The sequence below is a fragment of the Gordonia soli NBRC 108243 genome (assembly GCF_000334455.1).
GTDB lineage: Bacteria > Actinomycetota > Actinomycetes > Mycobacteriales > Mycobacteriaceae > Gordonia > Gordonia soli.
The window spans coordinates 112,884-138,395 of sequence record NZ_BANX01000019.1 but is presented as its reverse complement, the minus strand read 5'-3'; the positions used below and the strand labels follow the sequence as shown (position 1 = coordinate 138,395).

21 protein-coding genes are annotated in these 25,512 nt (G+C 68.8%); 11 read left to right on the top strand and 10 right to left on the bottom strand.

Annotated features, from left to right (window positions below; translation table 11 throughout):
• The 5 genes from GS4_RS13785 to hflX all read left to right on the top strand — a co-directional run.
• Positions 1 to 197 (top strand): hypothetical protein (locus tag GS4_RS13785; protein WP_040510497.1); only part of this gene is annotated, 197 nt, incomplete at its 5' end.
• A gap of 127 nt (positions 198 to 324) precedes the next feature.
• Entirely contained in the window at positions 325 to 1,206 is an 882-nt protein-coding gene (locus GS4_RS13780; protein WP_007621497.1) for a class III extradiol ring-cleavage dioxygenase family protein, read from the top strand.
• Positions 1,203 to 2,141, top strand: a complete 939-nt coding sequence (gene miaA, locus GS4_RS13775; RefSeq protein ID WP_007621495.1) for a tRNA (adenosine(37)-N6)-dimethylallyltransferase MiaA — start codon at positions 1,203 to 1,205, stop codon at positions 2,139 to 2,141. Before GS4_RS13780 ends, miaA begins: the two co-directional genes overlap by 4 nt.
• A gap of 42 nt (positions 2,142 to 2,183) precedes the next feature.
• A complete protein-coding gene (dapF, locus tag GS4_RS13770) occupies positions 2,184 to 3,077 on the top strand; it encodes a diaminopimelate epimerase (protein ID WP_040510534.1) in 894 nt (297 codons plus the stop codon).
• Between the two features lie 124 nt (positions 3,078 to 3,201).
• Positions 3,202 to 4,752: a GTPase HflX gene (hflX, locus tag GS4_RS13765; RefSeq protein ID WP_007621492.1), complete on the top strand. Its 1,551-nt coding sequence runs from the start codon at positions 3,202 to 3,204 to the stop codon at positions 4,750 to 4,752.
• 153 nt (positions 4,753 to 4,905) lie between these two features.
• Here hflX and GS4_RS13760 read toward each other — a convergent pair whose 3' ends face one another.
• From GS4_RS13760 to GS4_RS13745, 4 genes are all read right to left on the bottom strand, one after another.
• Positions 4,906 to 5,166 carry an HPr family phosphocarrier protein gene (locus GS4_RS13760; protein ID WP_007621491.1) on the bottom strand — a complete coding sequence of 87 codons (261 nt, stop codon included), beginning with the start codon at positions 5,164 to 5,166 and terminating at the stop codon, positions 4,906 to 4,908.
• A gap of 159 nt (positions 5,167 to 5,325) precedes the next feature.
• On the bottom strand, positions 5,326 to 7,401 hold the full coding sequence (locus tag GS4_RS13755; RefSeq protein WP_007621489.1) for a PTS fructose transporter subunit IIABC: 2,076 nt from the start codon (positions 7,399 to 7,401) through the stop codon (positions 5,326 to 5,328).
• Between the two features lie 114 nt (positions 7,402 to 7,515).
• Positions 7,516 to 8,481, bottom strand: coding sequence for a 1-phosphofructokinase family hexose kinase (locus GS4_RS13750; RefSeq protein ID WP_007621487.1), 966 nt, complete (start codon positions 8,479 to 8,481; stop codon positions 7,516 to 7,518).
• Positions 8,478 to 9,248: a DeoR/GlpR family DNA-binding transcription regulator gene (locus GS4_RS13745; protein WP_007621485.1), complete on the bottom strand. Its 771-nt coding sequence runs from the start codon at positions 9,246 to 9,248 to the stop codon at positions 8,478 to 8,480. The genes GS4_RS13750 and GS4_RS13745 overlap by 4 nt, the downstream gene beginning before the upstream one ends.
• Positions 9,249 to 9,446: 198 nt before the next feature.
• Between GS4_RS13745 and GS4_RS13740 the strand changes: the two genes are divergently transcribed.
• A complete protein-coding gene (locus GS4_RS13740; RefSeq protein WP_007621484.1) occupies positions 9,447 to 11,141 on the top strand; it encodes a phosphoenolpyruvate--protein phosphotransferase in 1,695 nt (564 codons plus the stop codon).
• Positions 11,142 to 11,182: 41 nt separating this feature from the next.
• Here the strand turns inward: GS4_RS13740 and lexA are convergent, their stop codons facing one another.
• The gene (gene lexA / locus GS4_RS13735) at positions 11,183 to 11,935 is read right to left on the bottom strand and encodes a transcriptional repressor LexA (RefSeq protein WP_007621483.1); all 753 of its coding nucleotides are present in this window, start codon (positions 11,933 to 11,935) and stop codon (positions 11,183 to 11,185) included.
• Positions 11,936 to 12,354: 419 nt separating this feature from the next.
• On the opposite strand from lexA, the gene GS4_RS25205 reads away from it, so the two are divergent.
• Positions 12,355 to 12,927 (top strand): LysM peptidoglycan-binding domain-containing protein, encoded by a 573-nt coding sequence (locus tag GS4_RS25205; protein ID WP_007621482.1) that lies wholly within the window; start codon positions 12,355 to 12,357, stop codon positions 12,925 to 12,927.
• Positions 12,928 to 13,030: 103 nt separating this feature from the next.
• Positions 13,031 to 13,549: a transcriptional regulator NrdR gene (nrdR, locus tag GS4_RS13725; protein ID WP_217997684.1), complete on the top strand. Its 519-nt coding sequence runs from the start codon at positions 13,031 to 13,033 to the stop codon at positions 13,547 to 13,549.
• Here the strand turns inward: nrdR and hrpA are convergent.
• Positions 13,511 to 17,482 (bottom strand): ATP-dependent RNA helicase HrpA, encoded by a 3,972-nt coding sequence (hrpA, locus tag GS4_RS13720; protein WP_007621480.1) that lies wholly within the window; start codon positions 17,480 to 17,482, stop codon positions 13,511 to 13,513. The genes nrdR and hrpA overlap by 39 nt on opposite strands.
• A 77-nt stretch (positions 17,483 to 17,559) precedes the next feature.
• Between hrpA and GS4_RS13715 the strand changes: the two genes are divergently transcribed.
• Complete coding sequence (locus tag GS4_RS13715; protein ID WP_007621479.1) at positions 17,560 to 18,789, top strand: aminotransferase family protein; 1,230 nt, start codon at positions 17,560 to 17,562, stop codon at positions 18,787 to 18,789.
• A 222-nt stretch (positions 18,790 to 19,011) separates the two neighbouring features.
• Here the strand turns inward: GS4_RS13715 and GS4_RS13710 are convergent, their stop codons facing one another.
• Both GS4_RS13710 and GS4_RS13705 read right to left on the bottom strand, forming a co-directional pair.
• On the bottom strand, positions 19,012 to 19,545 hold the full coding sequence (locus GS4_RS13710) for an alkyl hydroperoxide reductase (RefSeq protein ID WP_007621478.1): 534 nt from the start codon (positions 19,543 to 19,545) through the stop codon (positions 19,012 to 19,014).
• A gap of 11 nt (positions 19,546 to 19,556) precedes the next feature.
• The gene (locus GS4_RS13705; protein WP_007621477.1) at positions 19,557 to 20,144 is read right to left on the bottom strand and encodes a peroxiredoxin; all 588 of its coding nucleotides are present in this window, start codon (positions 20,142 to 20,144) and stop codon (positions 19,557 to 19,559) included.
• Between the two features lie 105 nt (positions 20,145 to 20,249).
• Here GS4_RS13705 and GS4_RS13700 point away from each other — a divergent pair, with 105 nt between their 5' ends.
• Positions 20,250 to 21,212: a hydrogen peroxide-inducible genes activator gene (locus GS4_RS13700; RefSeq protein ID WP_007621476.1), complete on the top strand. Its 963-nt coding sequence runs from the start codon at positions 20,250 to 20,252 to the stop codon at positions 21,210 to 21,212.
• An 11-nt stretch (positions 21,213 to 21,223) separates the two neighbouring features.
• On the opposite strand, the gene GS4_RS13695 is transcribed toward GS4_RS13700, so the two are convergent.
• Positions 21,224 to 23,320: a DEAD/DEAH box helicase gene (locus GS4_RS13695; protein ID WP_007621475.1), complete on the bottom strand. Its 2,097-nt coding sequence runs from the start codon at positions 23,318 to 23,320 to the stop codon at positions 21,224 to 21,226.
• A 41-nt stretch (positions 23,321 to 23,361) separates the two neighbouring features.
• Positions 23,362 to 24,387: a PAC2 family protein gene (locus tag GS4_RS13690; RefSeq protein ID WP_051989725.1), complete on the bottom strand. Its 1,026-nt coding sequence runs from the start codon at positions 24,385 to 24,387 to the stop codon at positions 23,362 to 23,364.
• 399 nt (positions 24,388 to 24,786) lie between these two features.
• Here GS4_RS13690 and GS4_RS13680 point away from each other — a divergent pair, with 399 nt between their 5' ends.
• On the top strand, positions 24,787 to 25,452 hold the full coding sequence (locus GS4_RS13680) for a hypothetical protein (protein WP_040510524.1): 666 nt from the start codon (positions 24,787 to 24,789) through the stop codon (positions 25,450 to 25,452).
• Positions 25,453 to 25,512 lie beyond the last annotated feature (60 nt).

The window sequence follows — 25,512 nt, the reverse complement described above, 5'->3', positions numbered from 1 at the left end:
CGGGAACCTCCGCACCCGGACTGTCGGTCGCCGGCTCGGCCGCGGCCGTGGCGGCCTCGTCGGCGCTCGTGACGCCGGTCTCGCTCGCGGCATCTGCCGCCGGGGTGGTGTGCTCGCTCGGATTCGTCATCGCAGGGTCCCTACCGCTCGTTCTGCCGCGCGTCACGGCTGCCGTCCACTCGTCGGTCGCGGTGTGATCGGGTACCCGACCTCGCCACGGCTGCCGTCCATTCAAGCAGGTCAGCGTCGATCATGTGTGCGCTGCGCCGACATTGGCGGGGATCGCCGCCGGGACGGACGGCAGGTGTCGGCTAGCGTCGAGGTGTGCTGGCGTCCGTGCTGTTCGTACCGAGTGCACCGCTGTTGGTTCCCGAGCTGACGGGGCCCGCCGCGGCGGACACCGAACCGATTCGCGCAGCGGTCATCTCGGCGGCAACCGAGCTGGCTGTCGTGACGCCGCACTGGATCGCGATCGGCGTCGGGGACGTCGGCGTCCTGTCCTCGGTCGGTGCCGGGGTGACAACCGCGCACGACGACATGGCCGCACCGGACGTGTCGCTCCCGCCGTCTGCTGGGTCGGTCCATGCACGGTCGGTACATGCGCGGTCGGTACATGCGCGGTCGGGAACATTCCGGGCCTACGGTGTCGACGTGGCCGTCTCCTTGGATGGACCCGCCGCGCTCGATGGCACAGCGGCATCCGGCTTCCCTGCTCCCGACGGACCGGACGGGCGCGAGGCGGCCCCGCTCCGGCTTCCGTTGTCGATGCTGGTGGCCGGTTGGCTCCGCGGGCAGGTCGGCGCAGGACCGGTCGAGACGGTGGTCGTGGCACCGGACGCAACCCCGGCGGATTGCGCCCGGCAGGGCGCCGGGATCGCCGATCGCCTGCAGTCGACGGACGACCCGGTCGGTGTGGTCGTGGTCGGCGACGGTGCGACCGCGTTGTCCGCCAAGGCTCCCGGCGGCGGTTTGCGCCAGTCGTCGGTCGCCCTCCAGGAGCGGATCGACCGCGCGTTGGCCACCGCGGACGTGGCGGCGCTCGAGTCGCTCGATGTCACCGAGTGTGCTGCCGGCGGCGTGTCCGGGCGAGCAGCGTGGCAGGTCGCCGCGGCGCTCGGCGCGTCGTATCGCGCAATCCGGGTCTGGTACGCCGACGCGCCGTTCGGGGTCGGGTACGACGTCGTCACCTGGGAGCCGTCGCGGTGAACGCCGCCGCACCTCGACCGATTGCCATCGTCGGCCCGACGGCGAGCGGTAAGTCCGATCTCGCGCTCGACGTCGCCGAGACGGTCGGTGGGGAGATCGTGAACATCGATGCGATGCAGCAGTACCGCGGCATGGACATCGGTACCGCCAAGGTTCCGGTGGCCGAGCGCCGTGGTATCCCACATCGGCAGATCGACGTGTTGGACGTGACCGAGACCGCGACCGTGGCGCAGTACCAATCCGCCGCGGTCGCCGACGTGGAGGAGCTGCGCGAGGCAGGCGTCGTACCGGTGATCGTCGGTGGGTCGATGCTCTACATCCAGGCGCTTCTCGACGACTGGCGGCTGCCGGCGACCGATCCCACCGTCCGCGCACGCTACGAGGACGATCTCGCCGAGCACGGGGTCGCCGAGATGCACCGTCGGCTGGGAGAGGTCGATCCGGACGCCGCGGCACACATCCTGGACACCGATGGGCGTCGCATCGTGCGGGCGCTCGAGGTGGTGGAACTGACCGGACGACCGTTCGCCGCCTCGGCGCCGACGATCGGGTCGCCACGCTGGGACACGCGCATCGTCGCCCTCGATCGCGCGACCGACGATCTCGACGACCGGATCCGCCGACGCACCGGCCAGATGTTCGCCGACGGTCTGGTCGAGGAGGTCCGCGCGTTGTGCGAGGTCGGGCTCCGGTCCGGACGAACCGCGGCACGTGCCATCGGATACGCCCAGGTGGTCGCCGCGCTGGACGGTGAGTACGACCTGGGCCACGCCGAGGAGCTCACCTTCATCGGTACCCGCCGCTATGTGCGCCGACAGCGGTCGTGGTTCCGGCGTGACCATCGCATCCGCTGGTTCGACGCGGCCGACCCGGCGTCGACCGCTGCTGCGCTGGAGTACCTCACCACCGACGAAGCCGCATCCGACCGACCCTGATGTGTGGGCCGGAGCCGTCGCGGCGGTCCGTATCCTGGTCCGGTGAGCACCTCGAGCCCGGTCGTGACCTACGTCAAGGGACACGGCACCCAGAACGACTTCGTCGTGATCGCCGACCCCGATGCGCAGCATGACCTGGATGTGGATCTCGTGACCGCACTCTGTGATCGCCAGCGCGGCATCGGTGCGGACGGCGTGCTGCGTGTCGCGCGGTCGGGTGCCTTGGTCGATCAGGGAGTGCTCGACGCACTGCCCCCGGGAGTCGCGGCCGACGACTGGTTCATGGACTACCGCAACGCCGATGGCTCGATCGCGGAGATGTGTGGGAACGGGGTCCGGGTCTTCGCCCACTACCTACGGTCGGCCGGTCTCGTCCCCGACGACCGATTCACGGTCGGCTCACGCGCCGGAGGCAAGCCCGTCGTCGTGCATGCGTCGGACGCCGTGCATGCCGACGTCTCGGTCGAGATGGGCGCGGTGCGCATCGGCGACGAGTCGACCGTCATGGTCGCAGACGAGTCGTTCACCGGTCTGGTGGTCGACGTGGGAAACCCCCATCTCGCCTGTGTCGTACCTGATCTCGACGCCGAACGGCTGGCCGCCATCGACTTCTTGCTCGGCGTCCACATCGACGCCGCGGTGTTCCCGCACGGCGCCAACGTCGAGCTGTTGACCCCACCCGTTCGCGACGGAGGCCGGTACCTGGCGCATATGCGCGTCTTCGAACGCGGGGTCGGGGAGACGCGCAGTTGCGGCACCGGGCTCGTCGCCGCAGCAGCGGCCGCGCTGGCGGGCATCGGTGAGGATTCCGGTCGCCTGGTCATCACCATTCCCGGAGGGCGCGTCGAGGTCACCATCCGCCCCGACGGCGCGGTGTTGCGCGGGCCGTCGGTGCTCGTCGGCGACGGGACGCTCCGTCCGGGGTGGAACGCCTGAGCACCATCGGACCGGCCATCGCGCGTCGCCGACCACGAGCTCGACCCGTTTCGTTCGTCGCGACCGCCGCTCGCGGAATAATCCCGATGACCTCGGTCTCCTGTCGTGCGATCATGGAAGCCGTATGACCGAACCAGCACGTTTTCTCCCAGAATCCCATCCGACGACCGATCACGGACGCGACGGTGACGACCGCCCCGACCCGCGCGCCGACGAGGTCACCCCGGTGGACATCGACGCCGATCTCGACGACTCGTCCGACGACCGTCGCATCGGCAGATCCACCGCGTTCACCATCCCGACCACCGGCGAGCTGCAGCTTTCCGAGCGCGCATCACTGCAGCGTGTGGCCGGTCTCTCCACCGAACTCACCGACGTCACCGAGGTCGAGTACCGGCAGCTGCGCCTCGAACTGGTGGTGCTCGTCGGAGTGTGGACCGAAGGCACCGCAGCCCAGGCCCGGGCGAGCATGGTCGAGTTGGCGGCGCTCGCCGAGACGGCCGGGTCGCAGGTGCTCGACGCGCTCATCCAGCGCCGGTCCAAGCCGGACTCCGCCACCTACATCGGCTCCGGAAAAGCCGACGAGCTGCGCGAGGTGGTGCTCGCCACCGGCGCGGACACCGTCATCTGCGACGGCGAGCTGACCCCCGCGCAGCTGACCGCGCTGGAGAAGATCGTCAAGGTCAAGGTCATCGACCGGACCGCGCTGATCCTCGACATCTTCGCCCAGCACGCAACGTCACGCGAGGGCAAGGCGCAGGTGTCGCTGGCCCAGATGGAGTACATGCTGCCGCGACTGCGCGGTTGGGGTGAGTCGATGTCTCGACAGGCCGGCGGTCGGGCCGGCAGCAACGGCGGTGTCGGCCTGCGAGGCCCCGGTGAGACGAAGATCGAGACCGACCGTCGCCGAATCCGCGAGCGGATGTCGAAGCTACGGCGCGAGATCCGCGCGATGAAGAAATCGCGAGTGGTGATGCGCTCGGCGCGCCGACAGAGCAGCGTGCCCGCGTTGACCGTGGCGGGCTACACCAACGCGGGCAAGTCGAGCCTGGTCAACGCGATGACCGGATCCGGTGTCCTGGTGCAGGATGCGCTCTTCGCGACCCTCGATCCGACCACTCGTCGCGCGACCCTCGACGACGGTCGTGAGGTCGTGTTCACTGACACCGTCGGCTTCGTCCGGCATCTTCCCACCCAGCTCGTCGAGGCATTCCGGTCCACGCTGGAGGAAGTCGTCGACGCCGACCTGGTACTGCACGTCGTCGACGGGTCCGACGAGTTCCCGCTGGAGCAGATCTCGGCGGTCCGTCGGGTGATCAACGAGGTCGTCGCGGACGAAGGTGCCGCGCCGCCGCCGGAACTGCTGGTGATCAACAAGATCGACGCCGTGGACGAGTTGCGCCTGACCGAATTGCGCGGCGCGCTGGACGGTGCCGTGTTCGTGTCCGCGCAGACCGGTGAGGGTCTGCCGGAGTTGTTCGACCGCATCCGGGAGTTCGTCGGACGCAGCGATGTGGAACTCACCCTGTCGGTGCCGTTCACCCGTGGAGATGTGGTCTCCCGCATCCACCGCGAGGGTGAGGTGCTCTCGGCCGAACACGACGCCGACGGCACGAGGATGCATGTCCGGGTGCCGTCCGCGTTCGCGGGGGAGTTGTCCGACCTGGTCGTCTGATACCGGGTGGGGAACCCGATGTCTGACCCGCGGCGTCCGGCGCGTCGTCTACGACCGTGGGCCGGTGTCGCAGAGTCGGCGCACCGATGTCCTGCGGCCCGACGACCTGTGGCGCACCGCCGACCGACGAGGCGGCGGCATGCCGAACCGAGCTCAGTCGGCGTCGAGATCCTTTGCGACCAGCGTCGCGATTGCGTCTAGGGTCGGCTGGTCCTCGGCGGTGATGGTGACCGAGGTGCCCTTCTCGGCCCCCAGCGTCATGATCATCAGCGCCGAGCCGGCATCGACCGGGTCACCGCCGGCGAGTGCGAGCGTCACCGGTGTGCCGGCATCAGCGACGGCCTCGGCGATGATGGTGGCCGGGCGGGCGTGCAGACCGATGGCCGAACCGACCTCGACGGTGGTGCTGGGCATGTGGATGTCTCCTTCGTGGTGGATCCCGGGTCGTGCGACTCCGGTCGTCGTGGTCGATTCTTGTCGTTCTGTGGCAGAGGTCGGTCGCTCGTGGGTCGTCACTCGGTGATCCACGAGCGACCGTGTTCGTCGGTGGTGAGATTCTCGCCGATCCGTGCGTCAGGCGGGGACGGTTTGGAGTTCGGCCACGCCGGTCGCGGTCCGGGACCTGTGCCACTGCTTCGCCGCGACGACGAGAACTGCGGACAGCGCGGTCCCGGCGGCGAGGGCGACCAGGAACAGCACCCAACTGTTCATCGTGAAGAACACGAAGATGCCGCCGTGGGGTGCGCGCTGTTGGACGTCGAACACCATGATCAGCGCACCGGTGAGTGCGCCACCGGCCATCATCGACGGGATGACCCGGAACGGGTCGGCGGCCGCGAACGGGATCGCTCCCTCGGAGATGAAGGACGCACCCAAGAGCCATGCGGCACGACCGTTCTCACGCTCGGGTTCGGTGAACAACTGCGGACGGACGGTGGTGGCGAGCGCCATCGCCAACGGCGGGACCATACCCGCTGCCATCACCGCGGCCATGATCCGCAGGTCGGGACCGCTGGCGACACCGAGGCCTGCGACCGCGAATGCATAGGCGGCCTTGTTGACCGGCCCGCCGAGGTCGAAGCACATCATCAGACCGAGGATGATGCCGAGCAGGATCCGCGAGGTACCGGACATGCCGCCCAGCCAGTCCTGCAGTTCGGTGGTGACCCAGGCGAGCGGCCGGCCCAACACCATGAACATCAGTCCTCCGGTGATCAGGGTCGCAAGCAGCGGGATGATCACCACCGGCTGCAGTCCGCGTGCCCACTGCGGCAGTGGGATTCGTGAGATGTACAGCGCGACGACGCCGGCGATGAGACCGCCGACCAGGCCGCCGATGAAGCCTGCGCCGACCGTGGTGGCGACGTAACCGGCGGTGAATCCCGGTGCGATGCCGGGCCGGTCGGCGATCGCATAGGCGATGTAGCCGGCCAGAGCGGGCACCAGGAAGAAGAACGCGAGGCTGCCGATCGAGAAGCTCACCGCGCCGAGGTATTGCAACAGCCCGCCCGACGGAAGGTTCCAGAGGCTGTTCTCCAGCGCGATGGTCTTGCCGAGGGCGTCGGTCGCGCCGTCCGGCGTGTTGGCGATCTCGTATCCCGCGAGCAGGAATCCGAGCGCGATGAGCAGACCACCCGCGGCGACGAACGGGATCATGTAACTGACGCCGGTGAGGAGCACCTGCTTGAGTCGCCCGCCGAGACCGACGGTGGTGGCGGCGGAGTCGCCACCGTGAGCTCCTGCGTCGCCGGCGACGGTCGCCGCATCCGGATCGTCCGCGGCGTCGAGTGCGGCCGAGATCATCCAGTCCGGGTCGTTGATCGCCTTCTTGACGCCGGACGAGATGACCGGCTTCCCGGCGAATCGGTCCTTGTCCTTGACTCCGACGTCGGTGGCGAAGATGACGGCGTCGGCCGCGGCGATGGTCTCGGCGGACAATGGAGTGGTGCCCGAGGAGCCCTGCGTCTCGACCTGGAAGTCGACGCCTGCACGTTCGGCGGCGTACTTCAGCGCGTCGGCGGCCATGTAGGTGTGGGCGATCCCGGTGGGGCACGCGGTGATCGCGACGAGTGCGCGGCGGCGGACCGCAGCGGAACCGACTGCGGCGTCGGTGCTGGTCGGCGATGCCGGCGGGGTGGCGGCTGCTTCGGCCGACCGTGCTGCCGCGGGCGATGCCGCCGTCGCGGCCTCCGGTGTCGGGTTCACGGCCGCGTCGACCAGATCGACGACGGTGTCGGCGTCCTCGGCGGCCCGCAGTGAGGCGACGAAGTCAGGCCGCACGAGGGCCCGGGCCAGACTGCTGAGCAACTTCATGTGGTCGCTGGCCGCACCCGCGGGGGCGGCGATCAGGAAGACCAGATCGGCTGGACCGTCCGGCGCGCCGAAGTCGACCGGCCGGGACAGACGCGCGACGGCCAGGCTGGCCTCGGTGACGGCCTCGGCCCGGGCATGGGGGATCGCGATCCCGCCGGGAAGCCCGGTGGCCGACTTGGCCTCGCGGTCGAGCGCGCCGCGGGTCAGTTCGGCCGGGTCGGTCGTGCGGCCCGCCTCGGCGAGCAGCTCGGCGAGGCGGCTGATGACCTCGGTGGAGTCGGCGCCGGCATCGACGTCGAGACTCACCGTCTGTGGGGTGAGGATCTGTGCGGACATCGGGGTTCCTTCTGTTCTTCGGTGGCTTCGGTGGTGTGGGTGGTGTGGGTGCTGTGTGTTCGGGGGTGGCGGCGGTGTACGGGCGTGGCCTGCGTCCGGTGCGGGTGGTCGGGATCAGCCGGTCGAAGCGGCGGACGAGACATCCGTGATGCCGACGAGGTCGAGGTCGAGGTGCCCCGGGGTCGGTGGCTGCGTACCGGGCAGCGCTGCCGCGGCCGAACCGTAGGCCACCGCATAGCGGAGGCATTCTGCGTCGTCGTGTCCGGCGCTTCGCGCGATGAGATAGCCGGCCAATGATGCGTCGCCCGCACCGACCGTGCTGCGGACGGTGACCGGTGGTGGGGTGGCCGACCATGCGCCGTCAGCTCCGAGCAGCACCGCTCCGGCCCCACCGAGGGTCGCGAGAACCGTGGCGCCGGTGCGCTCACGGAGTACCGCCGCGGCGGCCAGCACGGGTCCGAAATCGCCCGCCTCTACGGCGGTCTCGAGGAGTTCGGCATCCGCCCCGGTGACCTCGGCCAACTCTTCGACGTTCGGTTTCAGCAGGTCGGCACGCCCGGTGGCGGACGCCACCAGCGGGGCGCCGGACGTGTCCACGGCCACCGAGCACGGGAAGTCGGCGAGTTCTGCGGCCAGCTCGCGGTACCACGTGGCCTCGAGACCGGGCGGCAGCGATCCGCACAGCGCGACCCAGGTGGCCTCGCGCGCCCCGACCCGCAGGTGTGAGGTGAGTTCGGCGACGGCTTCGGCGGTGAGCGGAGTGCCTCCGGCGTTGAGTTTCGTGGTGGTTCCGTCGGGCTCGGCGACGGTGATGTTCGAGCGCACCTCGGCCTCGATCCCGACCGCCTGGTACGGCAACCCGACCGCGTCGAGCGCGAGGAGCAGCGGGTCGGTCCGTCGTGCGGGCAGCAGTGCCCGGGTGGGGAGGCCGGCCTCGGTGACGACCCGGGAGACGTTGACGCCCTTGCCGCCCGGCTGGGCATGGACGTCGCTCGCGCGGTGAACTTCGCCGCGCTGCAGCGGGCCGGGCAACTCGATGGTGCGATCCAGGCTGGGATTCGCGGTGACGGTGAGGATCACGCGATCACCACCTCGACGCCCCGGGCGGACAGCGCCGCGGAGAACTCCGGATCGACACCGTCGTCGGTGATCAACACGTCGATGTCGTCGACCTCGGCGAATGACGCGAAGTCCTCGCGGTTCGTCTTCGACGAATCAGCGAGCACCACGACGCGACGGGCCACCCGGACCATCGCGCTCTTGATGGCTGCCTCGTCCGGATCGGGGGTGGAGAGTCCGTGCGACTCACTGATGCCGTTGGTGCCGATGAAGGCTGTGGACACCCGTAGGCGCTCGAGCGCGGCGACGGTGTCCGCGCCGACGGTGGCCTGGGTGAGTCCCCGCACGCGACCGCCGAGGACACCGACAGAACCGAGCGGATGCGCGGCGAGCACCGCGGCCACCGGGATGCTGTTGGTGATCGACGACAGCGCTCGGTCGAGGGGCAGCGATCGTGCCGCCTGGATGGTGGTGGTGCCGGCGTCGAACAGCACCGACCCACCGTCCGGAGGGAGGAAACGCAGGGCGGCGCGTCCGATCGCCGACTTCTGTTCGGTCCGGGTCGCCTCGCGCTCATCGACCGCCTGCTCGCCGATGACCTGCACGAGCCCGGCGCGCACCGCTCCACCGTGGACGCGTTGCACGTGCCCCGACCTCTCGAGGCTCATCAGATCCCGCCGGACCGTCTCGCTGGTCACATCGAATCGGGACGCGAGTGCGGTGACCGACGCTCGGCCGTCCACACGGACCATGTCGGCGATCGCTTGTTGTCGCTCCTCGGCGTACACGCACGTCCTCATCGTCGAATCGGAATCCGCCCCTACCGTGTTGGTAATTGTGGGATCGGATGTTGGTATATCTGTGTTTACGCTTGTTTATGTTGACAAGTCAAGCATTTCTTGTAACTTGGATCACAAGTTCATCGCTGACGGCCGATTGCCACACGGTGATCCGGGTCCGATCGCATCCGATGGAAGGTGGCTGCAGTGGCGCAGACGGCATCTCTGGAAATCCTCGACGGCACGCCCGTGGTCGCCGGCACGGCATACGGACCGGTTGTCTGGCCGGGCGAACGCCCGACGTATGACGTGGGTGGCCATCCCGAGGTCCCCGAGTCGGATCGGGGCGCACATCAGCAGCGATTCGCCGACGCCGCCGCGACGGTCGCGACCCGCCTGCGTGATCGTGCGTCGGCGAGTTCGGGTGCCGCGGCAGAGGTCCTGGTGGCCACCGCGGCTCTCGCCGAGGATCGTGGTTGGATCGGCGCCGCGAACGCCGCCATCGGGGCCGGGGCGCCCGCGGAAGCGGCAGCGATCGCCGCGACAGAGAAGTTCACCGCGATGTTCACCAAGCTCGGCGGTCTGATGGCCGAACGCGTCACCGACCTCGAGGACGTCCGTGACCGTGTCCTCGCGGTGCTCACCGACACCCCTGAACCCGGTGTGCCGCAACCCGACCGGCCTTCGGTTCTGCTCGCCGACGATCTCGCACCCGCTGACACCGCGGGGCTCGATCCCGCAGTCATCGTCGCGTTGGTCACCAGACTGGGTGGGCCGACCAGCCACACCGCCATCATCGCGCGCCAACTCGGCATCCCCTGCATCGTGGCGGTGTCCGGACTCCGCGCGGTGTCGTCGGGAGTGCCCGTCCTCGTCGACGGCTCCGCCGGCACCCTGACCGTCGCGCCCGATGAGACAGATGCCCGGGAACTGGTGGAGCGCAGCGCCCGACGCGCTGCCGAGGTGGCCGGGTGGCGCGGGCCGGGCCGTACCGCGGACGGCCGGTCGGTCGCCGTGCTGGCGAATGTCGCCGATGGTGTCTCGGCTCGCGCCGCGGTGGGCCATCCGGTGGAGGGGGTGGGGCTGTTCCGTACCGAGTTGGCGTTCCTCGACCGCGCGCAGGCGCCGTCGGTGGAGGAGCAGACGTCTCTCTATCGCGAGGTCATCGACGCATTCGGCGATCGCAAGGTGGTCATCCGCACGCTCGATGCCGGGTCCGACAAGCCGCTGGGATTCGTGGCGCAACCCGCCGAGGCGAATCCGGCGCTCGGGGTGCGGGGAAACCGGATAGTGGTGAGCCACCCCGACATCCGCACCGCGCAGCTCGATGCGATCGCCGCCGCCGCACGTGAGTCGGGGACGTCACCCTGGGTGATGGCACCGATGATCGCCGGACCCGCCGACGCCGCCGAGTTCGCGGCCGAGGTCCGTGCACGTGGACTCGTCGCCGGGGTGATGATCGAGATCCCTTCGGCAGCGATCCTCGCCGACGCCGTGCTCGCCGAGGTCGACTTCGTCTCCATCGGCACCAACGACCTCACCCAGTACACGATGGCGGCTGACCGGATGTCGGCCGAGTTGGCCGCGCTGACCGATCCCTGGCAGCCGGCCGTGCTCCGATTGATCGAGATGATCGGATCGGCCGGTATCCGCGCCGAGAAGCCGGTCGGCGTCTGCGGCGAGGCCGCCGCCGATCCACTGCTGGCCTGTGTGTTGGTCGGCATGGGAGTCACATCACTGTCGAGTGCCCCCGCGGCCTCGGCTGCGGTCGGCGCACGACTCGCGCAGGTCGATCTCGACCAGTGCCGGGCAGCTGCTGATGCGGCGCTTGCGTCGTCCGATCCAGTTGCTGCCCGCACCGCTGCGGCTGCCGTCCTCGACAGCGGTCCGTCCGCCCCGTAGGGCCGGTCGCCGCACCGGCGCGCGAAGGTCCGAGCCCTGGGTCAGACCCGACGCATCACGGTGACGACCTTGCCGAGGATCGCCGCCTCATCGCCGGCGATGGGCTCGAACAGGTCGTTGTGCGGCATCAGCCACACGTGGCCGTCCTTGCGCTTGAAGGTCTTGACGGTCGCCTCGCCGTCGATCATCGCGGCGACGATGTCGCCGTTGTCGGCGACGTTCTGCTGACGCACGACGACCCAGTCGCCGTCGCAGATGGCCGCGTCGATCATCGACTCGCCCACGACGCGCAACAAGAACAGCGATCCCTCGCCGACGAGTTCACGGGGGAGCGGGAAGACGTCTTCGACGGCCTCCTCGGCGAGGATCGGGCCGCCTGCGGCGATGCGTCCGAGCACGGGCACGAACGTCGGGGTCGGCAGCGAGTCGTCGGCGATCGCCGATGATCCGCCGGGCGGAGTCGGGTCGCTGTCCTGGATGTTGACCGCTCGCGGCCGGTTGTGGTCGCGTTTGAGCAGGCCTTTGCGTTCCAGCGTGCGCAGCTGGTGGGCCACCGAGGAGGTCGATGTCAGACCGACCGCGTCGCCGATCTCCCGGATACTCGGCGGGTAACCGCGTTCCCGGACGGACTTGCGGATCACCTCGAGCACCCCGCGTTGCCGCGGGGTGAGAGACGACTCGGCGGCCCCAGGATCGGGGACGGCAGGATCGGCGAGGGCGGGATCGACGACGGCGGTCTCGTCCTCCCCGGTTCCGCCCGAGGTGCGGGTACGCCGGTCGGATGTGTCGCTCATCGGTGTCCTCTCCTAGCTGCTGCGCTGCAGTCGGTGGCGCTGCGAGGTGGTGCTGCTGGGTGGTTGATGCCGGTCTCGTGGTGGCCCGTCGGCGGTGACCGTGGCCACGGCCGACGTTCTCGGCGATGTCCGGCAACTCGTGCGTCGTCGATGCATCATCCACCGATTCGGACATCGGGTCGGGATCGTCGGACTCGGTCGCGATCGCCGACCCGATCGGCGTGTTCCGAGCGAAACCGCAGGTGGTGCAGGTTCCTGGCGCCGACAGTAGTCCACCGACGGGACATGTTCAAACATTTGTTCGACGTGTTGCGAGACTTTTGTCGGTGGTCCGTGTCATGATTCGAACATCAGTTCATCGAACACGTGATCGATCAGCATCACGTCGAGGGGATGGACCCCGCAGGAAGGACGAATCGATGAGTGCATCCGCGACCATCACCCGGCCCACCGACCGCCGCGCCCGCGCCGACGCCGACGGCGAGTTCCAGGATCTGGATGCGACGCGCGGCGGACGGCAGGTCCGCGGCGGGCGCGTCACCCCGGCAGAGCGGTACACCCGCACCGGCGGTGCTCGTCGCTCGGTCGGTCGCCATCCGGCCGATGGCCGCCCGATCGGTCGTCCCAACCCGATCACCCCGGCCCGGCAGGCGTCGCCGGCCGGCACTCGTTGTGCGGCTCCGGCACACCCGGACGGTGTGTACCGGCGTCGTCGCGCGGGCGCCGCGGGCATCCTCGTCGGTGTCGGTCTGGCCGTGGCGGTGTGGATCCTCGGGATCGTCGGCAACGACTACGCCGAGTCGGTGACCCCGACCCCGGCGGCCACCGAGGTCACACATGTCCGACAGGGCGATTCGCTCAGCAGCATCGCAGCGCGCGTCGCACCCGACCTGCCCAGGCAGACGGTCATCGACGCGATCGTCGCCCTGAATGATCTGCCGTCCTCCGGGCTGCAGGCGGGGCAGCCGCTCCTGACGCCTGACTATCGCTGAACCGCGGGCGGTATCCTCGATGTCACAGGGTCCAGTCGAGATTCGACCCGGAGCGCGGACCATCAGGTGCTCTGGAGTGTCCCGCGATGTGCGTGAGGACTACATGCGCTGCCCGTTTTGCAAGAACGAAGACACCAAGGTCATCGACTCGCGTGTCGCCGACGAGGGTCAGGCGATCCGCCGCCGCCGCTCGTGCGCGGATTGTGGGCGCCGGTTCTCCACCGTCGAGAGTGCTGTCCTGTCCGTGGTGAAGCGCAACGGGGTGACCGAGCCGTTCAGCCGTGAGAAGGTCATGCGCGGTGTTCGCCGGGCCTGCCAGGGACGGCAGGTCGCCGAAGATGCCCTCGCGCAGTTGGCGCAGCAGGTCGAGGATGCCGTTCGCTCGTCGGGTTCGGCCGAGATCCCCAGCAATGAGGTCGGGTTGGCCATTCTGCGCCCGCTCCGTGATCTGGATGAGGTCGCCTACCTGCGGTTCGCGTCGGTCTATCGATCATTCGATTCGCTCGCGGACTTTCAGCGCGAGATCGACGATCTGCAGGGCGACGCGCCCAGGTCCGAGGTGGCAACCGATGAGTCGGCCGCCTCAGACAGGCCCGTCGAGACCTCGGTCCAGGGCTCGTAAGGCGCGCTTCTCCGACACCGGGTATGCGGTGCGGAGTCGCTGCGCGAACAGACCGACCCGCAACTCCTCGACCATCCAGTGCGCGCGCTCGTTGAACTGATCGCGACGCGACTCGGGTAGCTGCTCCATGCGCTGTGCCCAGCGCGCGATGACACGGTCGACCGCTGCGAGTCCGTCACGATCGCGCGCTGCGGATCCGGGCAGTTGCTCCAATCGCGACTCAGCCGCCTCCAGATACCGTGGTACCTCGGTCAACTGGCGATAGGGCGTCGCGAGCACGAACCCGTCGAACACCAGGTGATCGAGTTGTTCGGCGACGTCGTCGGCCGCGGCGCTGCCGGCGTGTCGATCGATTTCCGCGCGCAGAGGTGCCAGACGGCGCAGTACGTCGACTGCGGCGACGAAGTAGTCGGGAGCTGCCGTGGCTACCTCAGGCCGTAGCGCATCGACGAGCGCGGTGAACTGCTGAGGTGTCCGGATCGACGCTGCTCGGGTCGACGGCAACAGGTCCCGTACCGCTCGACGCGTGCAGTCCGCGGTGAGCCGCTCGGCGTCGGCATAGGGGCTCTGGCTGAACGCGATCTGGCTCGCCGGATCGAGCGTCGCGACGATCTTCTTGCCCAGGAGCGGCAGCCCGAGATCGAGAAGCGCCACGACTGCATCGGCGACGAGCCGATCGCGGTGCTCGGCCGTCGAGGCCAGGACGGGGGAGACGCCGGTGATCGTGCCGTCGGCACCGCGGGTCGGCTCCAGCGCGGGGAAGCGCGTGAGCTGTTGACCGGACACGGTCTGGGTCACCGACTCCGCGAGAGTGCCGATGCCGTCGTCGGTCCAGGAGCGATGCACAGGTCGCGACCGTGGCGCAGTACCCGATCCGGCCGCCTTCTGCAGGTCACGCAGTGACTTGCTGCGGGAGACGACGTCTCCGCTTCTGTCGACGACCGCGAAGTTCATCCGCAAGTGGTCGGGAACGCGCGCGATCGAGAAGTCGTCGGGAGTGATCGTCATCCCGGTGATGGCCGACAGCTCTCGCGCGAGTCCGCTGACCAGTGGCTCGGAACGCGGCTTCAGCCGGGAGAGTGCGAGGTCGGCGAACCGCTGTGCGGGAGCCAGCGACTTGCGTATCGACTTCGGCAGGGTACGGATCAGCTCGGTCGCCAACTCGGACCGTAGGCCCGGAACCGACCAGTCGAAGCCCGCGGTGCGCACATGCGGCAGCAGCGGTTCCGGGATGAGCACGGACACGCCGTCGTCCGATGCACCCGGCTCGAATCGGTACACCAGGTCCACGGTCGTCTCGCCCTGTCGCCACGCGCCGGGGAAATCGGTGTCGGCCACCGGGGCATCGGCCTGGACGTCCTCTCGGCGCAGGTCGAGCAGGTCTGGTCGCTCCCGACGGGCCTTCTTCCACCAGCTGTCGAAATGTCGGGCCGACACCACCTCGGCACCGACTCGCTCGTCGTAGAACGCGTACAGCTGATCCTCGCTGATCGTGAGATCGCGGCGGCGCGCACGGTGTTCGACGTCCTGTGCCTCGTCGAGCAGGTCCCGGTTACGCGCGAAGAAGGCATGCGAAGTGGTCCAGTCGCCCTCCACCAGTGCGTGGCGGATGAACAGTTCACGCGAGGTCTCCGGATCGATGGAACCGTAGGTGATCCGTCGCTTCGCCACGAGGGTGACGCCGTAGAGGGTGACCCGTTCATAGGCCATCGCCGCACCGCGCTTGGACGACCAGTGCGGTTCGCTGTAGGTCCGTTTGACGAGGTCGCCGGCGAGTTTCTCGGCCCAGAGCGGATCGATGCCCGCGACGGTGTGCGCGAACAAGCGCGAGGTCTCGATGAGCTCCGCGGCCATGATGAACGGCGGTGGCTTCTTCGCCAGGGGGGAGCCAGGGAAGACCACGACGGTGGTGTTGCGCGCTCCGGTGAACTCGCGCGAGTCGGTACGCCGAGCGGCGATGTTGCCGAGCAGTCCGGAGAGGATCGCCCGGTGGATCGCGTCCGGGTCGCGCTCGGTCGGGGTCGTCGACCAGTCGAGGTCGGCGACGACGCGACGGAGCTGACGGTGCAGATCCTGCCACTCGCGAATACGCAGGTAGTGCAGGAACTCTCGGCCACATTGGCGCCGGAACTGGTTGCCCGACAATTGCTGTCGCTGTTCGTTCAGGTACTCCCACAGGGCGAGGTGGCCGAGGAACTCGGAACCGGGTACCGCGAATCGCCGATGGGCGGCGTCGGCAGCTTCCCGATGTTCGCTCGGCCGCTCCCGGACGTCGGGGACCGAGAGCGCGGCCGCGATGACCAACAGGTGATCGAGGCAGCCGGATTCGTGCGCGGCGGTGAGCATCCGAGCGAGTCGCGGATCCACGGGCAGGCGTGCCATGGTGCGCCCGACCGGGGTCAGCACCGGTGATCCGTCGCGTGCGGGCGTCGCGGTGATCGCACCGAGTTCGGTCAGTACTCCCATGCCGTCCCGGATGGCACGGTCGTCGGGCGGCTGCACGAACGGGAACTCGGCGATGTCGCCGAGGCGTAGCGAGGCCATCTGCAGGATCACCGCGGCGAGATTGGTGCGGAGGATCTCGGGATCGGTGAATCCGGGCCGGGCGTCGAAGTCGTCCTCGCCGTAGAGGCGGATGCAGATACCGGGTGCGACGCGGCCGCAGCGGCCGGCGCGCTGACGTGCACTCGCCTGACTGACCGGTTCGACGGGCAGCCGGGTCACTTTGGTGCGCGTCGAGTACCGGGAGATACGGGCGGTGCCGGTGTCGATGACGTAGCGGATGCCGGGCACCGTCAGCGACGTCTCGGCCACGTTGGTGGCCAACACGATGCGCCGACCGTCCGACGGCGCGAACACCCGCTGCTGGTCGGCGACGGACAGCCGCGCATACAGCGGCACGATCTCGGCACCGGTCGACGTGCGGCGCTGCAGTGCATCCGCAGTCTCGCGGATGTCGCGTTCGGTGGGCAAGAACACCAGGATGTCGCCGCGGTCGTGTGCCCACAGCTCGGTGATGGCGGCGTCGATGCCCTGGATCTGGTCGAGATCAGTGTGCTCGGTGTCGTCGGAGGGCGCGACGAGTGGTCGGTAGCGCACCTCGACCGGGTACGTCCGGCCGGACACCTCGAGGATGGGGACCGACGAGTCCGCTGAGCTGAAATGTCGGGCGAACCGGTCGGGTTCGATGGTCGCCGACGTGACGATCACCTTGAGATCGGGCCGCTTCGGGAGCAACTGCCTGAGATAGCCGAGGATGAAGTCGATGTTGAGGCTGCGCTCGTGGGCTTCGTCGATGATGAGGGTGTCATAGCGGCGCAGCAGCGGATCGCTGGTGATCTCGCGCAGCAGGATGCCGTCGGTCATCACCTTGACCAGGGTGTCGGCTCCTGCGCGGTCGGTGAACCGGACGGAGAACCCGATGGCGTCACCGATCTCGGTTCCGGTCTCGTCGGCGATGCGTCGCGCGACCGAACTCGCCGCGATCCGTCGCGGTTGGGTGTGTCCGATCGCGCCTCGGATCCCGCGGCCCAGTTCGAGGCAGATCTTGGGTAGCTGGGTGGTCTTGCCGGAACCGGTCTCGCCGGCGATCACCACGACCTGATGGTCGGCGATGGCGGCCGCGATCTCGTCGCGCGCTGCCGAGACGGGCAGGTCCTCGGGGAAAGTCAGTACCGGTACCGAAGCCCGCCGACGGTCGACGCGTCGGCGGGCTTCGGTGATGTCGGTTTCCATTCGCGCCAGTGCGGCCTCGAGGTCGTCCCGACCTCTGTCCTGGCCGCCACCGGCGGTTGAGCTGCGCTTCTTCCCGCGACGAGAACGCCCACTGCCGAGTTCGTCGAGCCGTCGACGTAGCCGGTGCGCGTCCATGACGCTGACGTCGTCGAGGGCGGCGCGGAGTTCGCGGATGGTCTCGGTGGAAGGTGCGGACATGGTCCTTCCAGGATATGGGGCGGCGCGAGGTGGCCCCCGTGCGGCACCGACCGACGGGCACCGGCAGAATCGTCGTCATGACGGGTTCGTTGTGGCACGGCTTCGCCGACATGGGTTCGGTCAGCAGCAAGGGCGCTTTCGTGGTCAGCCGCGGAGAGGGCGCGAAGATCTGGGACGCGGAGGGGACCGAATACCTCGACGCGACCGCCGGACTCTGGTTCACCAACATCGGGCACGGACGTACCGAGGTGGCCCAGGCCGTCGCCGATCAGTTGTCGACCCTCGCGCACTATTCGGGGTTCGGGGACATCACCTCCGACATCACCGCGCGCCTCGCGGACCGGCTCGGTGAGATCGCCCCTGTGCCCGGCAGCAAGATCTTCTTCACCTCCGGCGGCAGCGACTCCATCGACACGGCGGTCAAACTGGCTCGTCGGTACTGGCACGAGCAGGGTCGACCGGAGAAGACGATCGTCGTCGGACGTAGCAAGGCGTATCACGGCATGCACGTCGCGGGCACCGCGCTGGCCGGTATCCCGGTCAACCGGGAGGGGTACGGAGAGTTCGTCCCCGACGCCGAGACGGTGGAGTGGGACAGCGCCAAGAGCCTCCTCGGACTCATCGAGCGGGTCGGAGCCGATCGTGTCGCCGCATTCTTCGTGGAGCCGATCATCGGCGCGGGCGGGGTCTATCTGCCGCCCGAGGGCTACCTGCGCGAGGTCCGCGAGATCTGCCGGGATCACGACGTGCTGTTCGTCGTCGACGAGGTCGTCACCGGCTTCGGGCGCATCGGCGGTGATTCGTGGTTCGCGTCCTCTCGATTCGATCTCGAGCCCGACATCGTGACCACCGCAAAGGGGCTGACATCCGGCTACGTGCCGATGGGAGCGGTCTTCATCGCACCCCGGGTCGCCGAGCCGTTCTTCGCGGGTGGTGTGTGGTGGCGGCACGGGTACACCTACGGCGGTCATGCCGGCGCAGCGGCGGCGGCGATGGCCAACCTCGACATCATCGAGCGGGAAGGCTTGCTGGCCGAGGCTGCCCGACTCGAGACAGACCTGGCCGAGGCGTTCGCGCCGCTCGCCGATCTCGACTCCGTCGCCGAGGTCCGCACCGGACTCGGCGCGGTCACCGCGGTGCAGCTCGCCGACCCTGCCGACGCGATCCCGACGGTCGGTCGGCTGCGGCAACACGGTGTCAGCGGACGCGCCGCCGGGCAGGGGGCACTGCAGATCTCGCCCGCCTTCGTGATGACGACCGACCAGGTCCACGAGCTCGCCGACCGATATCGCGCCGCATTGTCCTGACACCGTGCGCCGCCGCTGTTCGGCAGTGGCGCATCAGGGACGACGCCGGCGCCCACGGGTCCGGCACCCACGGCCCCGGCCCAGACGTGCCGACACAGACGTGCCGACACAGGCGTGCCGACACAGACGATTCCGCCCCGCGCGGTCCCGAATCGGGCCGGCGGGGCGGAATGCTGAGTTGACCGGCTGATCAGCCGACGATGTGCTCGTCACCCGATCGCATCAGGCCGTGGTGAGCACCTCGGTGGTGGCGATCGCCTGTGCGACACCGGCGACGATCGATGCGACCTTGAGGGCCTCGAAGATGGCCTCGCGGTCGATGCCCGCCTCGCGGAGGGTGTTCTCGTGTGCGCCGACGCAGTGCTCACAGCCGTTGACCGACGAGACCGCGAACGACCACAACTCGAACAGGGCCTTGTCGACACCGGGGTTGCCGATGATGTTCATCCGCAGGCCCGGACGCAGGTCGTCGTACTTGCCGCCGAGGAATCCACGACCGCGGTAGAACACGTTGTTCATGCCCATGATCGACGTCGCCCCGAGCGCGGCGTTGTAGGCCTCCGCCGACAAGATGTCGGCGGCCTCGTCGGCGATCTCGCTGAGCACCTTGGCATTGCGGGTGGCGGCTGCGGTGGACAGCAGGGTGCCCCAGAGCTGCTCCTCGGTGAGCGCGGTGGTGCGGCTGATCGAGCCCAGGTTCAGCTTGAGGTCCTTGGCGTATTCGGGGAGTGCGTCTTTCAGGTTGTCGATGCTCATCAGGTCTCCTCTCAGACGCTCGCGGTCAGCAGCTCGCCGGCGTCGATGGTGGGGTCGCCCTTGCGCCAGTTGCACGCGCACAGCTCGTCGGACTGCAGGGCGTCGAGGACACGCAGGACCTCGTCGACGTTGCGGCCGACCGACCCCGCGGTGACGGAGACGAACTGGATCTCATTGTTCGGGTCGACGATGAAGGTGGCGCGGTCGGCGACACCGTCGGCGTTGAGAACGCCGGCGGCGGCGGCCAGTTCGCGCTTGAGGTCGCTCAGGATCGGGAAGGGGAGGGTCTTGAGGTCCTCGTGCTGTGCGCGCCACTGGAAGTGGACGAACTCGTTGTCCACCGAGGCGCCGAGCACCTGCGCGTCACGATCGGCGAACTCGTCGTTGAGCTTTCCGAACGCGGCGATCTCGGTGGGGCACACGAAGGTGAAGTCCTTGGGCCAGAAGAACACGATCCGCCACTTGCCCGGGTGGTCGTCGCTGGAGACCTGGGTGAAGTAGTCGTCGGGCTGCTGGGCGTCGACCTTCGAGAGATCGCCGCCGATGACGCTGGTCAGGTTGTATGCGGGGAACTGGTCGCCGATGGTCAGCAGAGCCATGAGTGGTGTCGCTCCTTGAGTTCTGGATGTGAGGGTCTCGCGCGGAACCGTCCAAGTCGCGCGATGTCCTCAATGGTGCCGGAGAATCAGCAAGAGCGAAACGTGATGATTAGCACTACACTCATAGGCATGCCCGATAGAAGTTATCAGCCGTCGGTAGCGGGCCTCCGTGCATTCGTCTCTCTCGCGCGCAAACGTCACTTCGGTGCGGCTGCAAGCGATCTCGGTGTGAGTCAGCCGTCGCTGTCCCAGGCGTTGTCTGCTCTCGAAGCCGGGTTGGGGACGCGGCTCGTGGAGCGCACCACCCGACGGGTCTTCGTCACCCCCGAGGGAGAGGCGTTGCTGCCGCGCGCGATCGCGGTGCTCGACGCGGTAGATGAGCTGGTCGCGGCGGCGTCGCAGGGTGGCGATCCGCTGACCGGCACCATCCGATTGGGCATGATCCCGACGGTTGCGCCCTACATCTTGCCGACGGTGCTCCGCGGCCTGGCCGATCGACTGCCGGAACTGACCCTGCGTGTGGTGGAGGACCAGACATCGCGACTGCTCGACCACTTGCGCGACGGCACTCTCGACGTCGCCGTCATCGCGCTGCCCTCGGAGATGCCCGGCATGGTCGACATCCCGATGTACGCCGAGGATTTCGTGCTGGCGCTGCCCGGCGACCACCCGCTCAGCGGCCGGAGTCGGGTCGACCCGGCATCGCTCGCCGACCTCCCGCTCCTACTGCTCGACGAGGGGCACTGCCTGCGCGACCAGGCGCTGGAGGTCTGCCGGCTCGCCGGGGTCCGCCCCGACATCGGGCACACCCGCGCAGCGTCCTTGGCCACGGCGGTGCAGTGTGTGGAGGGCGGGCTCGGTGTCACCCTCATCCCGCGGACTGCGGTCGGGGTGGAGACCGCGGGAGGAGATCTCGGGGTGGCGAACTTCCGGCAGCCGCGGCCCGGTCGGCACATCGGTCTCGTGCATCGGGCGTCGGCAGGTCGTCAGGATGCCTACCGGCAGATCGCAGAGATTCTGACGGATGTGGTCGAGGCGACCGGTGCGGTGCGCCGCGAGAGCGTCTGACCGGACTGCCGTCAGGAGACCTCGGTGAGAGCTTCCCACTCGTCGAGGAGGCTGGAGTCGACCTCGCGGACCATCGCGCCGACCCGCTCGGTGATCGCGATCACCTCATCGGTCATCAGTGTCGTCGGAAGACCTTGTCGGAGAACGCGATAGCAATCGGACAGATAACGTAGCACCACGCCCTCGCTGCGGGCGATCTTGTAGGTCGACACCAGTTCGGTGAACGTCATCGACCGTTCCAGCATCTCGCGGAGCACCGACTTCGGCTTCGGCGGGTGACCGCCGACCCAGGGGTGACCGCGCCGATAGACCTCGAAGGCGAACTCGATCTCGTCCAGCAGCGGACGCGGCCAGGTGATCTCCTCGAGCCGCTCCATCCGTTCCTCGTATTCGATCCCGTCGGCCTTCATCTCGGCGATCGCGGCGTCGCGGGCGGCGCTGCGCTGGGCGAACAGGACGGGGCGCGGGTCCTCGAGGGTGGACTCCAGGACCGACACCACGTCGAGTGCATACGTGGCGTAGTCGGGATCGAGGAGTTCGAACGCCGCGAGCGCGAACTCCGAGAGCGGATTCGTCAGCGCGAAGTTCTCCGGCATGTCGACGCTCAGTGCGATGTTGCGGCCCGTGTCGTCGGGCTCGTCGAGCTGGATGACGATGCCGGCGTCGCGGAGACCGCGGTACAGCGCGATGGTGTGCAGGATCTGGCGCACCTGCCGCGAACGGGGTTCGTGGTTGTCCTCCAGGAGATGTCGAACGGCGGCGAAACAGTCACCGGGACGGTCGAGTACCTCCATCAACATCGCGGTGGTCATCCGGAAGTGCGACCGGAGCTGCTCGTCCGGTGCGTCGACGAGTTGGTGGAAGGTCTGCTCACCCCAGGACACGAACCCCTCGGGCGGCTTCTTGCGCACCAACTTTCGCAATTTCTTCGGGTCGTCACCGGCCTTGGCGACCGCGCGCGCGTTCTCGACGTCGTGTTCGGGTGCCTGGGCGACGACGTAGCCGATGCTGTCGAATCCGGCTCGGCCCGCACGTCCCGCGATCTGATGGAACTCACGGGCACGGAGCCGGCGCACACGCACACCGTCGTACTTGCTCAAACCGGCGAAGAGCACGGTGCGGATCGGGACGTTGATCCCCACCCCCAGGGTGTCGGTGCCTGCGACCACCTTGAGCAGGCCCTGCTGGGCGAGTCGCTCGACGAGCCGTCGGTAGCGGGGGAGCATCCCGGCATGGTGGACACCGATCCCGGCCCGCAACAGCTTCGAGAGTGTGGAACCGAATCCGGTCGCGAACCGGAAGTCGCCGATCGCCTCGGCGATGGTTGCCTTCTCGGTCTTGTCGCAGATGCGTGCGCTGAGCAATGCCTGCGCACGCTCCACGGCCGCTGCCTGGGTGAAGTGGACGACGTAGATCGGGGCACGGCCGCGATCGATGAGCTGCTCGATCGTCTCGTGGATCGGGGTGATCGCATAGGTGTGTTCCAGCGGGACCGGGCGGGCGGTGCCGGTGATGGCGGTGGTGCGGTGTCCGGTGCGGCGGGTCAGGTCGTCGACGAAGAACGAGACGTCGCCGAGCGTCGCCGACATCAGCAAGAACTGGGTGTGCGGTAACTCGACCAACGGCACTTGCCACGCCCACCCGCGATCGGACTCACCGTAATAGTGGAACTCGTCGGCGATCAGGGTGCCGATGTCGCTGTCCGCGCCGTCCCGCAGAGCCAGATTGGCGACGATCTCCGCTGTGGCACACACGATCGGTGCGTCGGTGTTGACGGCCGCGTCGCCGGTCAGCAGGCCGACGTTCTCGGCGCCGAAGATCCCGCACAGATCGAAGAACTTCTCGCTGACGAGGGCCTTGATCGGTGCGGTGTAATACGCGCGGCGTCCCCGACCGCGGGCGAAGTGGATCGCTCCTGCAGCGACCAGCGACTTCCCCGAGCCGGTCGGCGTCGCGAGGATGACGTTGTCGCCGGAGACGAGTTCGAGCAGCGCTTCCTCCTGATGCGGGTAGAGGGCGATGCCGCGCTCTTCCCACCAGTCGGTGAACTGCTCGAATGCCGTGTCCTCGTCGGCGGTCGGCGACAGCACCGACGCCGGTGCCGTCACGGGCACCGGCGTCGACGATGAGGTCTGGTCGGCGGTCTCGATCAGTCCTCCGGTCGCGAGTCGTCTGTGTCAGGAGTCGTGTCGTCCGGGCCATCGGTGACGCTGCCGCCCGAGAATCCGTCCTCGGCGGAGCCGCTGTCGCCCTGTGCCTGTTCGGCCAGGAAGCGTTCGAGCTCGGCGCCGAGTTCCTCGCCGCTGGGCAGGGCCTCTTCCGGCGCGAGCAGCGACGCGCGCCCCGACTGGCTCGCGTGGAAGCTGTCGTACTGGTTCTCCAGCGCGGAGACCACCGACTCGATCTCGGCGTTGCCCGTCACCTCGGTGTCGACCTGGGCGCGCACGTCCTCGGCTGCGCTGTCGAGCGCGGTGATCGGCAGGCGCAGTCCGGTGATCCCGGCGACCGCATCGATCAGTCGGGCCGACGCCGCGGGGTAGTTGGTCTGCGAGAGGTAATGCGGCACGTGCACCGACAGCCCGGCGGCGCGGTAACCGTGCTCGCTGAGCCGGAGTTCGAGCAGCATCGACGCGCTCGCGGGGAGTTTCATCGCCGACCCCCAGCGCGGGAGGTCGCCGAGCGAGTCGGAATCGTTGCCGTGTGCGGTGATCGACGGCGGCCGAGTGTGCGGCACAGCCATGGGGATGGCGTTCAGGCCAATCACATCGGTGACCCCGAACCGCTCCGCGAGACCGCGCACCGCCTCCACGAACTGCTCCCAGCGCAGATCGGGCTCCGACCCGGCCAGCAGCAGGAACGGGCGTCCGGCGGTGTCGCGGACGGCATGCATGGTCAGCGCAGGCATCTCGACATCCGAGAACTCCTGGCCCGTGAAGGTGATCGTCGGGCGACGGGACCGGTAGTCGATCAACTCGTCGGTGGAGAAGGTCGCCACCAACTCGGAGTCGAGGCTGTCGCGCAGGTGTGCCGCCGCAAGCGCGACTGCATGCCCGGCGTCGGCGAATCCCTCGAGAGCATGGATCAGCACGGGGCCGTCGCCCTCGTCGCCCGACACCGCCGGTGCCGGGAACTCGAGGGAGTACAACGAGCTGTTGTCGTCCGACTGCTCGCCCATGGGGTCCTCCTGGTCGTGGGTGTGTCCATTATCGCTCATACGGCGTCCTCCTCGGGGCTGGCCTGTCGGTCGCCACCGTGGTCTGGTGGATCTGTACGCCGCCGTGACCGTCCCTACGATCGCGGCGCCGGACCTCGACGGGCCCGGGCGGTTACTGGTGTTCCAACGTCGTGGTCCGCCGCGCGATTCCCGATATGCGGCGCCGACGCCCGGCGGGCACGGTCGTCCACGGCGTGGCAGCGAGTTCGGGCAGTCGATCGAGATGAGCTGCGGGGTGTCGGAGCGCCGGATCCGGCGAGGTCGATGGCACAGTGATCCGTTGTGAACTCCCCGGCTGCATCCACTCCGATTCCCGGCGAACGATGGCTGCCGCGAGCGAATCTACCCTGGCACGGTGCGGTGTCCGCAGGTGTACGCGTCGCTGCGTCCGCGCTCGTGGTCGGACTGCTGGTGGCCGGGTGCTCGGTGAATGGAGACCCGGTCGGTGATGAGTCCGATCTCACAGCCCGCGCCGTCGCGGCTTCCTCCTTCCCGTCCGGCCCTGCCACGCGGGTACCCACCCCGGCCGTGAAGGATGCACTGGCAGACATCACCGGCCGACCGCTGCGGGGCGATGTGTCGCCGGCCGGTTGTACGCCGGGGGCCATGCGCACCGAGTCCGCGACGGTGCTGGTCGGCGCCTCGCCGCAAGCGGGTGGGGTAGGCACACTCACCAGTGCGGTGGTCGGCACGGACGAATCGCTCGCCGACCTCACCGCAACGGCCCGACGCTGTCCCGTCGTGACCCTCGGCGCTGGTGGCGGGGCGACGACGAGGGTGTCGACCGAGGTGGCGCCCGCGCCGCCGACGGTCGACGGTGTGGAGACGACCGCTCTCCGACGGAGTCTGCAGACCGGGGGAGATGCGGCGCCGCTGGTGACGACCGTGACCCTGTTGATCGCCCAGCGTGACGACGTGCGGGTGTACGTCGAGGAGCGACACCAGGGAGCGGCGCCGCTGACCGAGGAGGCCGGGGCCGCCCTCGACCGCCTCTTCACAGCGTCGGTGTCGGCCGCGTTCGGCTGACCTCGCCGGCATCGTCCGCGCACGATCTGGGGAGAGATTCCGACCTGTGCACAGATGCCC